This is a genomic window from Betaproteobacteria bacterium, from assembly GCA_009693245.1.
Taxonomy (GTDB): Bacteria; Pseudomonadota; Gammaproteobacteria; order Burkholderiales; family SHXO01; genus SHXO01.
Genome location: SHXO01000104.1, coordinates 1 through 10,539, shown reverse-complemented (window position 1 = coordinate 10,539; position 10,539 = coordinate 1). Strand labels below are relative to the sequence as shown.

The 10,539-nt window shown below is 59.8% G+C and carries 9 protein-coding genes; 7 read left to right on the top strand and 2 right to left on the bottom strand.

Going from position 1 to position 10,539, the window contains the following annotated elements; translation table 11 throughout:
* The first annotated feature begins 90 nt into the window (after positions 1-90).
* Positions 91-630 carry a hypothetical protein gene (locus EXR36_14305; protein MSQ60768.1) on the top strand — a complete coding sequence of 180 codons (540 nt, stop codon included), beginning with the start codon at positions 91-93 and terminating at the stop codon, positions 628-630.
* Positions 631-642: 12 nt separating this feature from the next.
* Positions 643-1,461, top strand: a complete 819-nt coding sequence (locus EXR36_14300) for a hypothetical protein (GenBank protein MSQ60767.1) — start codon at positions 643-645, stop codon at positions 1,459-1,461.
* On the opposite strand, the gene EXR36_14295 is transcribed toward EXR36_14300, so the two are convergent.
* On the bottom strand, positions 1,451-2,623 hold the full coding sequence (locus tag EXR36_14295; protein ID MSQ60766.1) for an aspartate/tyrosine/aromatic aminotransferase: 1,173 nt from the start codon (positions 2,621-2,623) through the stop codon (positions 1,451-1,453). The genes EXR36_14300 and EXR36_14295 overlap by 11 nt on opposite strands.
* A gap of 132 nt (positions 2,624-2,755) precedes the next feature.
* Here EXR36_14295 and uvrB point away from each other — a divergent pair, with 132 nt between their 5' ends.
* Positions 2,756-4,834 (top strand): excinuclease ABC subunit UvrB, encoded by a 2,079-nt coding sequence (uvrB, locus tag EXR36_14290; GenBank protein MSQ60765.1) that lies wholly within the window; start codon positions 2,756-2,758, stop codon positions 4,832-4,834.
* 9 nt (positions 4,835-4,843) lie between these two features.
* The gene (locus EXR36_14285) at positions 4,844-5,320 is read left to right on the top strand and encodes a low molecular weight phosphotyrosine protein phosphatase (GenBank protein MSQ60764.1); all 477 of its coding nucleotides are present in this window, start codon (positions 4,844-4,846) and stop codon (positions 5,318-5,320) included.
* Positions 5,321-5,421: 101 nt separating this feature from the next.
* Here the strand turns inward: EXR36_14285 and EXR36_14280 are convergent, their stop codons facing one another.
* Positions 5,422-8,094 carry an Rne/Rng family ribonuclease gene (locus EXR36_14280; protein ID MSQ60763.1) on the bottom strand — a complete coding sequence of 891 codons (2,673 nt, stop codon included), beginning with the start codon at positions 8,092-8,094 and terminating at the stop codon, positions 5,422-5,424.
* Positions 8,095-8,557: 463 nt separating this feature from the next.
* Here EXR36_14280 and EXR36_14275 point away from each other — a divergent pair, with 463 nt between their 5' ends.
* Genes EXR36_14275 through EXR36_14265 form a run of 3 tightly spaced genes read left to right on the top strand, consistent with a single transcriptional unit; the run spans position 8,558 to position 10,522 of the window.
* Positions 8,558-9,553, top strand: coding sequence for an RluA family pseudouridine synthase (locus tag EXR36_14275; protein ID MSQ60762.1), 996 nt, complete (start codon positions 8,558-8,560; stop codon positions 9,551-9,553).
* Positions 9,546-10,202, top strand: a complete 657-nt coding sequence (locus EXR36_14270) for an HAD-IIIA family hydrolase (protein MSQ60761.1) — start codon at positions 9,546-9,548, stop codon at positions 10,200-10,202. The genes EXR36_14275 and EXR36_14270 overlap by 8 nt, the downstream gene beginning before the upstream one ends.
* A complete protein-coding gene (locus EXR36_14265) occupies positions 10,181-10,522 on the top strand; it encodes a Rieske (2Fe-2S) protein (protein ID MSQ60760.1) in 342 nt (113 codons plus the stop codon). The genes EXR36_14270 and EXR36_14265 overlap by 22 nt, the downstream gene beginning before the upstream one ends.
* Positions 10,523-10,539 lie beyond the last annotated feature (17 nt).

Here is a 10,539-nt window from a genome sequence, read left to right as displayed (position 1 = left end):
GGGAATGGGAGGTAAACCTCGCGATCCGGCGCGAGCGCCGAATCAAAGGGTGCGTATATTAGCGGCCGGGCATTTCAAACGCAATCGTAAATGAAAGCAGGACGAATCATCGAGTTATCGCTGGCGGGGCTGCTGGTTCTTGCTCTCGGGCTGCCTTACTGGCTACCTTTAGGGGGGCTGGTACCCCGAGCGGAACAACTCGCCGTCAAGGCTCTGAAAATGGAAGTCGCGGTGGGGAAGATACGCGCCCACCTTTTGCCCACGCCTCGCATTTCCATTCACGACGTTCGGGTAGGTAAGCCCTCCATCGCGGAAATACCCATGCTTTGGATCATTCCTGAGGTTTTTTCCTTATGGAGGGAGGTTAAGGTCTTGAGCGTGATCGCTGAATCGCCGAAGGTTCAGCCAGAGATTTTCGGGGTGTTGCGTGCCTCGCCCAAGAGCAAAGGCGCTCGTAAGAACTCGGTTGAAATCCGCCGTGCCGAAATTACCCAGGGCACCCTGCGGTTCACCCGCACCAAGGTGGGTGAAGTCGCCCTTGTGGTGGATTTTCGCCCGGGTAATTCCTTCCAACAGGCCAAACTTTCCCATCGCGGCGATCAATTTGAAGTGACTCTCATTCCGGCGTAGGATCGGTACGCCATCAAAGCGGTCGCGCTTGGCTGGAAACTTCCGCTTGGGCCGCCCGTTGAAATCACGCGGCTGGATGCCCAAGGCAAGGCGTCCGCCGCTGGGCTCGATATCGAACGGCTCACTGCCTCGCTCTATGGAGGTGCGCTCACCGCCGATGCGGCATATCATTGGAAAAACGGTAGCCAGTTGACGGGTAACTTCAAGGGAGGCCGAATCGCGTTGCAGCCTTTTCTGCTGGCGCTGAAATCCAAGGCGCGGCTAGAGGGCCAGCTTAAGGCCGAAGGCCAGTTTGCAGGGGAGGGGCCCACGGGCGCGGCGATGATGGAGGCGATGTTGGTCAATGCCGATTTCGATATCCATGAAGGGGTGTTGCGTGGGATCGATCTCATGGGCGCGGTGAAGGGGTTGCTGGGAGGCGACGCGAAAGGCGACACCAAGTTCGATCAGTTGAAGGGGCACTTGGAAATGGGCCCCGCGGGTATGCAGTACAACGATCTCTACATCGAATCGGGTGCCTTGAAGGCGAAAGGCCATGTGCTAGTCGCCAAGGACACGACCTTGGATGGCGATATGAGTATTGACTTCAAGGGCACCGCATCCCTCATCGGCACACCGGAACTGGCGATATCCGGCACCACGGAAGCTCCGCGCGTCTTTCCCTCCAAAACTGCGATGGCGGGAGCGGCCATCGGCACGGCGGTGTTGGGGCCGGGGTTGGGGACTACGCTTGGGATGAAGGCCAGCGGTCTGGCCAAGAAACTGTTCCGGCCCAAGCCCAAGAAGAAGGATGCACCGGCGGAAGCACCAGCACCCAAGTCTAGGCAATAGCGGCGATGGCGTTCGTCACGTACTCTATGTTGCGCGTGTTGAGCGCCGCGACGCAGATGCGGCCGGAGTCGATGGCGTAGATGGAATACGTCTCACGCAGCTTTCCCACTTGCTCCTTGCTCAAACCGGAATAGGAGAACATCCCGCGCTGGCGGATGACGAAGCTGTAATCGGCATAAGGGAGCTTCGCCTTCAGCAAGGCCACGAGCTTTTCCCGCATGCCGCGAATTTGGATTCGCATCTGGCCGAGTTCATCCTCCCAGAGATTTCGCAGCTCGGGATTGTTGAGCACGGTGGCTACCACTTGCCCGCCGTGGGTGGGCGGGTTGGAGTAGTTGGTGCGCACGACGCGTTTGAGCTGGCTCAAGGCGCGGGCCGCTTCGTCCGCGCTGGCGGTCACCACGCTCAACGCGCCCACGCGCTCGCCGTACAGGGAAAAAGACTTGGAGAAGGAATTCGACACGAATACCGGATTCGCCGCTTTGGCAAAGGTACGCACCATGGCGGCATCCGCCTCGATGCCATCGGCGAAACCCTGGTAGGCGATGTCGAGGAAGGGAATCAAGCCGCGCGTGATGACTGTCTCTCGCACCTTGTCCCATTGTTCCGTGCTCAGATCGGCTCCCGTGGGGTTGTGACAGCAGGCGTGCAACACGACGATGGCGCCCGCGGGCAAGGCTTGCAGCGATTTCAGCATGGCACCGAAGCCGACGCCCTTGCTGGCGGCATCGTAATAGGGGTAGGTGTTGACCACGAAGCCAGCGTTCTCGAAGATGGCACGGTGGTTTTCCCAACTGGGATCGCTGATCCATACTTGCGCGTTGGGTACCAAGCGCTTCAGAAGATCCGCACCGATCTTGAGGCCGCCGGTACCGCCCAAGGCTTGCACGGTGATGATGCGATTCTCCAGCGCTGCGGGATGGCGAGCGCCGAATACCAGTTGCTGCACTGCCTTATCGTAGGCGGCGATGCCCTCGATGGGCAGATAGGCGCGCGGCATCAGGTTCTCCATCATTTGCCGCTCGGCGCGTTTGACGCACTCGAGTAGGGGCACCTTGCCGTTGTCGTCGTAGTAGATTCCCACGCCGAGATTGACCTTGTTGGGGTTCTTATCGGCGTTGTAGGCTTCGGTGACGCCAAGAATGGGATCGCGAGGCGCCATTGGCACGCTGGCGAGTGGCGAAGTGCTCATGTAGTGTTCCTTAGGGTTGGCGGTGGGTGCGCTAACAGCCAGCGGCGAAAATAGGCCGCGTGATAGACTGCCCGGCTTAGATTTAGGGCGCGCATTTTACTCGTGATCCTTACCTTCCCCAACAGCCCTTTTCGATTACACCAACCTTTTCTTCCGGCCGGAGACCAGCCGCAGGCCATCGATAAGCTGGTGGAGGGCGTGAACGACGGGCTGGCTTTCCAAACTTTGCTGGGAGTCACGGGCTCGGGCAAGACCTTCACCATGGCCAACGTGATCGCACGGCTGGGGCGCCCGTCTCTCATCATGGCCCCCAACAAGACGCTGGCGGCGCAACTGTATTCGGAGATGCGCGAGTTTTTCCCTGCCAACGCCGTGGAGTATTTCGTCTCCTACTACGATTACTACCAGCCCGAGGCCTACGTGCCATCGCGCGATCTGTATATCGAGAAGGATTCGAGCATCAACGAGCACATCGAGCAGATGCGGCTTTCCGCCACCAAGTCATTACTGGAGCGGCCCGACACGGTGATCGTCGCCACGGTTTCCTGCATCTACGGCATTGGGGACCCGGTGGACTATCACGGCATGATCCTGCACCTGCGGGAGGGTGAGAAGAGCGGCCAGCGCGACATCATCCGGCGTTTGGCGGAGATGCAGTACGAGCGCAACGAGATGGAATTCAAGCGCGGCGTGTTCCGGGTGAGGGGCGACGTGATAGACATTTTTCCCTCGGAGAACTCCGAAGTCGCGGTGCGCGTAAGCTTGTTCGACGACGAGGTGGAGACCCTCACCTTGTTCGATCCACTCACGGGCCAGGTGCTGCAACGCATTGCGCGCTTTACCGTGTACCCCTCGAATCATTACGTCACCACGCGCGCATCCACCTTGAAAGCGGTGGACGCCATCAAGCTGGAATTGGCCGAACGCATCCCTTTCTTTCACGGCGAGCACAAGCTGTTGGAGGCACAGCGCATCGAGCAGCGCACGCGCTTCGATCTGGAAATGCTGTCGGAGATCGGTTTCTGCAAAGGCATCGAGAACTACTCGCGCCACCTATCGGGTAGACAGCCGGGCGAGCCACCGCCGACCTTGATCGATTACCTTCCCCCCAATGCCTTCTTGTTCGTGGACGAGAGCCACGTCACCATGCCCCAGATCGGTGGCATGTATAAGGGCGACCGCGCGCGCAAGGAAAATCTGGTGAACTTCGGTTTCCGCCTACCCAGTGCCCTGGATAACCGTCCGCTCAAGTTCGAGGAGTTCGAAGGGATGATGCCGCAGACCATATTCGTTTCCGCCACGCCTGCGGAGTACGAGCGCACCCATCAAGGCCAAGTGGTGGAGCAGGTGGTGCGGCCCACGGGGCTGATCGATCCGGTTATCGAAGTGCGGCCGGCGAGTACGCAAGTGGATGACCTCTTATCCGAAATCCACGCGAAGGTGAAGGTAGGCGAGCGAGTGCTGGTCACAACGCTGACCAAACGCATGTCGGAGGATCTCACGGACTTCTTGGCCGAGCACGGAATCAAGGTGCGCTATCTGCACTCGGACATCGAAACCGTGGAGCGCGTGGAAATCATTCGCGATTTGCGCCTGGGCGCATTCGACGTGCTGGTGGGCATCAACTTGCTGCGAGAAGGGTTGGATATTCCCGAAGTGTCCCTGGTGGCCATATTGGACGCGGACAAGGAAGGCTTCCTGCGCTCGGAACGCTCCTTGATCCAGACCATTGGCCGCGCCGCCCGGCATATCAACGGTACAGCCATTCTTTACGCGGACGTGATGACGGATTCCATGCGCCGGGCCATCGGCGAAACCAACCGGCGCCGGGCGAAGCAAGTCATCTTCAATGAAACCCACGGCATCACGCCCGTGGGCGTGAAGAAGAAAATCAAGGACATCATCGACGGCATCTACGATCCGCAAACCGCGCGCGAGTTGAAGGCGGCGCAAATTCAGGCGGAATACGCCACGCTGGATGAAACCCAGATCGCCCGCCAGATTCGCCAGTTGGAAAAAGAAATGCTGGACCGCGCCCGTAACCTGGAATTCGAACAAGCGGCCAAGCTGCGCGATCAAGTCAAGGCCCTCAAGGACCGCTTGTTAGGCGTCGAAACTCGCTCCGAGCTGCCGCGGGTGAAGGCGCGCGCAAAACCGCGGCGCGGAGTGAAACAGAGCTAGTCACTGGGCATGGAGAAAGTCCTTTTCATTTGCATGGGCAACATCTGCCGCTCCCCCACGGCGCAAGGCGTGTTTCGGCACTACGTGAATAATGCCGGACTGTCGGGCCTGGTGACCATCGACTCGGCTGGCACCCATCGCTATCACCTGGGGGCCGCTCCGGACGCGCGTGCAATTGCGGCGGCGGCCAAAAGGCGCTACGACTTGAACGGTCTCAAGGCACGCCGGATACGCGATGAGGACTTCGCCGGATTCGATTATCTACTAGCGATGGACCGCACCAATCTCGACTACCTCACGGAAAAGTGCCCGCCCGGCCACCGGGCGAAGTTGGGGCTGCTCCTGGATTACGCACCCGCAGCACTTTACCGCGAAGTGCCCGATCCCTATTACGGCAGGGCCGAGGGGTTCGAGTTGGTGCTGGACCTGGTGGAGCAAGGCGCGGAAGGGTTACTGGAGCATTTGCGCAACAAGAACGGTTGGTAGGTATTCAGAGGCGCTGATACGCCAGCTGACGTGGCGACAGCGATACGCGCTCGGTAGTGAGCAAGGAAAGGGCTGGTAAGGATCTACCAGCCCTCGGGGACTCAGGCGGAATCGCGCGTGGATTGCGTTTCAACCTGCACCATGGGATGTTCCTCCATGGGAATGTCCGAATGCCGTGGACGGCGTTGCCGGCGGGGTTGGTCTTCGGACCCCGCAGCGTAGTGCTCGGGGACGGACGCTGCTTTCTCGCGTGCCGTTTCCACCAGCTCCAAGCCAGGTGGAAGTTCGGGCTTCTCCATGACGGGAGCACGCTCGCGAGGAGGCGGGGAAGACCGCACCGCGACGTGTTCCGGCGCGAGGGAGGGGGAGGGTTTGAACTCCACAGGCTCGCTTACGCGTACCTCGGCTTGCGCCTCGGTCCGCACCTCTCGTTCCTCATGATGGCTTGGCTCGTAGGTTCTTTCGGCTTCGGCTGGCGTGAAGGACGATTCGCTCTGATGAATGTCCAGTGATACTTGCTCTGGTTCACGGATGGATTCCGCGGTGCTGCCTGCTTCAGGCCTACCCTCCCGGCCACGGCCGCGATCACGGCCACCCCGGCGGCGGCGAGGACCGCGTCCTTCGAAATCTCCCTCCCCGTCGTGGCGTTGGCGCGGTGCGCTGGCTACTGCTTCCGCTGATACAGCGCCCTCGGCCATTTCGGGCGGCGGGCTGCGTTCGGGATTGCGCTCACGCTCGGGGCGCGGCTGGCGCTCGGGACGTTCGCCCCGGCCTTGCCGCTCCGGGCGTGGGCCGCGTTCGGGCCGGTCTTCGCGTGGCGGACGTTCACCGCGCTCCGGACGATCCTGGCGTTCTGGACGTTCCTTACGTTCGCCTCGTTCCGCACGGTCGGGGCGATCAGGACGTTCGGTACGTTGAGGACGCTCCCCCTCGCCCCTGGCGGGGGCAGCTTGCTTGCCCGCCGCGGCCTCGGAGGCGTCGCGCTCGGGACGGCGGCCCTTACCCCGGTCGCGGCGTGCCTCCTGCTGGCGCCTCAGATGATAACGCGACTTCGGGGCAGCGGCGGGTTTTTCTTCTTCCGGTTTACGGGTGAGCCAGCCAAAGATTTTCTTAAAGATGGACGGCTTGACCTGCTCCGCATTCGTGGGGGCGGGTTGTTCTGGAGTGATGCTTTGCACCGCGGCTTGCGGCTTGAGCGCCTTTTGCTCGGCGGCGCTGGGGCCGCCGGACTCTTTCTCCGTGGGTTGCTCCACCATGCGGTAGGAAACAGGTAAAGGTTCCATCTGGTTCAGCTCGTCATGGCGCAGGCGCGACACGTTGTAGTTGGGCGTTTCCAGGTGAATATTGGGGATAAGCACCACGGCTACCTTGAGCCGCTGTTCGATGGAGTGAAACTCCGCGCGCTTTTCGTTCAACAGGTAGGTGGCAACATCCACGGGTACCTGCGCGTGGACGGCGGCGGTGTTCTCCTTCATGGCCTCTTCCTGCAAGATGCGCAGGATGTGCAGCGCCGAAGACTCGATGCTGCGAATGTGGCCGATGCCGTGGCAGCGCGGGCAGGCGATGTGGCTGGTCTCGCCCAAGGACGTTTGCAGGCGCTGGCGCGATAGCTCCATCAACCCGAAGCGGGAGATCTTGCCCATTTGGACGCGTGCCCGGTCAAAGTGCAGAGCGTCCCGCAAGCGGTTTTCGACGTCGCGCTGGTTGCGCGGATTTTCCATATCGATGAAGTCGATGACCACCAAACCGCCCAGGTCGCGCAGGCGCAACTGGCGGGCGATTTCGTCGCAGGCTTCCAGATTGGTGTTGAGCGCTGTGTGTTCGATGTCCGCCCCGCGCGTGGCTCGCGCCGAATTCACGTCGACGGATACCAAGGCTTCCGTGTGGTCGATGACGATGGAGCCCCCCGCCGGCAAGGCGACTTGGCGGGCGTAGGCGGTCTCGATCTGGTGCTCGATCTGAAAACGCGAGAAGAGCGGCACGTCGTCGCGGTACAGCTTGACCCGGCTAACGTTGTTCGGCATGACATGGCTCATGAACTGCCGGGCCTGTTCGTAGATGTTCTCCGTATCGATGAGCAGTTCGCCGATGTCTTGCTGGAAATAGTCGCGAATGGCGCGGATCACCAAGCTGCTTTCTTGGTAAATCAAACGATCGCCATTGGGGGAGGGCAGGAAGCTGGCGGCGTTTTCGATGGCCCGCCACAGTTGCAGCAGATAAGCCAGATCCCAATTGAGTTCTTCCAGGGAGCAGCCCAAACCCGCCGTGCGCCCGATGATGCTGGCACCTTGGGGAACATCCAGTTGGGCGATCAGATCCTTCAGTTCGTTGCGCTCTTCGCCTTCGACCCGGCGCGAGACACCGCCACCGCGAGGATTGTTCGGCATGAGCACGAGATAGCGCCCTGCCAGGGAGACGAAGGTGGTGAGGGCAGCGCCCTTGGTGCCGCGCTCGTCCTTCTCGACTTGGACGATGAATTCCTGGCCTTCGCTCAGGACGTCCTGAATCCGGGCGCGTGCAGGGTCCGCATCGGGATTCTTAAAGTAGGCGCGGGTGACTTCCTTGAAGGGTAGGAAACCGTGGCGTTCGCTGCCGTAATCGACGAAGGCAGCTTCAAGACTGGGTTCTACGCGGGTGATGACTCCTTTATAGACGTTTCCTTTGCGTTGTTCTTTTCCTGCGGTCTCGATATCGAGGTCTACTAACTTTTGTCCATCTACTATCGCAACTCTTAGCTCTTCAGCCTGGGTTGCGTTAAAAAGCATGCGTTTCATTGAGTTCTACCCCCGCGCTTAGGCGTTGCGGGTAGGACACGGCGGCCAGCGCATGCTATCGCTCAGCAGGACATCTTTACTTATTGCAGTGGTCTGTACTCATAATATGCCGTCTGTATGTCCGCGGAGTGCATCGCTGTGCCGGTGTCCGTGGGGCCCCAGTTTCGTGGAGCCTCGGAAGTACGCCTAAGGCGCGTAATGTGTCATCGCTAGTTGGTTCGCAGGCCAGCGAAGTTAACCTGCCGTGAATCGCCGCAGCCTGGGTGCCTATCATGCGGGCAATGGTCCGGCTGCTATATCACTAGATCACTAGAGTTATGTGACTAAATACGAGTTTTGCTGCCTGAGTTCTTCGAGTTTTGAAGCTCGCACATGAAACTCATTTCCGAAGGGGACACGCGGCGCGGAAGTCACGTAGAGGCCGGTTTTCAGGACCAGCGGTACTTGGGCGCCTTGGAACACGATGGTGTGTGCTCGGGCGAGTGTCCTAAATCTTCAGTTCAACATTTTAAGCAAATTGAGTACCTTAAGGAAAGAAGTTTCTCAAGTCGAGATCGGCGAGGAGGAAGTCCAACAGCGTATCGACAACTTTTTGGTGCGCACATTCAAGGGCGTCCCCAAGAGCCATGTCTACCGTCTGCTGCGCACGGGACAGGTGCGCGTCAATAGCGGGCGCATCGATGCGGATTATCGCTTGCAGCTTGGAGACATGGTGCGTTTGCCCCCCGTGCGCACGGCACAAGCCTCCGTTACGACATGGGATGCACCCGCCGATCCGCTCGCGGTAGTGCTTGAAGATGAGGCCCTTTTGGTTGTCGATAAACCAGCCGGGTTGGCTGTCCATGGCGGCAGCGGAATCAGCTCGGGCATCATCGAGCAACTCCGGGCACAGCGCCCGCAAGCGCGCTTTCTGGAACTGGTCCACCGCCTGGACCGGGATACTTCCGGCTTGTTGATGGTGGCGAAGAAGCGGTCTGCCCTGACGGAAATGCACCGCCAATTGCGCGAAGGCGAGATCGAAAAACGCTATCTCGCGTTGGTGCTGGGGCCTTGGCGCAACGCCAGGCAGCGGGTAAAGGCGCCGCTGCTACGCTATCTGACGCAAGAAGGAGAGCGCCGCGTAAGCGTGGATGCGCAAGGGCAGAGCGCAGACACGCTGTTCCTATTGCAGAAGGCCTGGCCGCAATTTGCCTTGCTTGAGGCGCAGCTTGGCACGGGGCGCACGCACCAGATACGTGTGCACCTATCTCACTTGGGCTTTCCCATAGCCGGGGACAGCAAGTACGGCCACGCGAATCGGAACAAGGCACTGAATAAGCGCGGACTCCACCGCATGTTTCTGCACGCGGCGAAGCTTTCCTTCACGCACCCTATAAAAAAGGAAAAGATCCATCTTGGCGCGCCGTTACCCAAGGAATTGGCGGATTTCTTGAGCCTGCTGGAGCAAGACGATGGATAAGCAGTTCGAGCTTTTGGTGTTCGACTGGGATGGTACCTTGGTGGATTCCACGGAGCACATCGCCGCTTCCATTCAAGCAGCCGCGAAAGATATGTACCTACCTATTCCGAGCGATGAGCAGGCGCGTTTCATTATCGGATTGGGACTCGCGGATAGCATGAAATATCTTTTTCCCGCGACCGAGACGGCGCGTTATTGCGATATCGCGGCGCGCTACAGCTACCATTTTTTGGCAGGAAATCACCGGATTCATCCATTCCCAGGGACCGAGGAGATGCTCGAAGGCTTGCACGAGGCTGGTTATGTTATTGGCATTGCCACCGGAAAAAGCCGGCGGGGCCTGAACCGCTCCCTGGAGGAAAGCGGCTTGGCCCGGTTCTTTCATATCACGCGCTGCGCCGACGAAGGATTTCCCAAACCACACCCCGGAATGCTGCTGTACTTGATGGATGAAGTCATCGCGCCGCCGGCGCGCACCTTGATGATCGGAGATACCACCCACGACATGAGCATGGCGCACAGTGCCGGGGCCCGTGCAGTGGCGGTATCCTACGGGGCGCATGAAAAGGAAGCTCTTCTGGCGGCGCGGCCCTTGGATTGCGTGGATAGCATCGCGGACTTGGCGAAATGGTTGCGCAACAACGGGTGATCTGCGCGAGCGCCGAAGTGGAGGGGGGCAAGGGATTTCGCTTCACGGTGGACCGGGCAGGCGAAGCACAGCCCGCCTTTGTTGTTCGCTTCGACGGAACAGTGCACGCCTACCTCAACCGGTGCGCGCACGTGCCGGTGGAACTGGATTGGATGGAAGGAAATTTTTTTGATTATTCTGGTCTATATCTCACGTGTTCCACACACGGGGCGGCCTATTTACCGGATACCGGACATTGCATAGCGGGCCCCTGCAAGGGCCGCCGCCTCGTCCCGGTCATGATCAAGGAAAACAACGGCCAAATTTGGCTGAAGGAATAAAGGAGTCCACTGGAAAT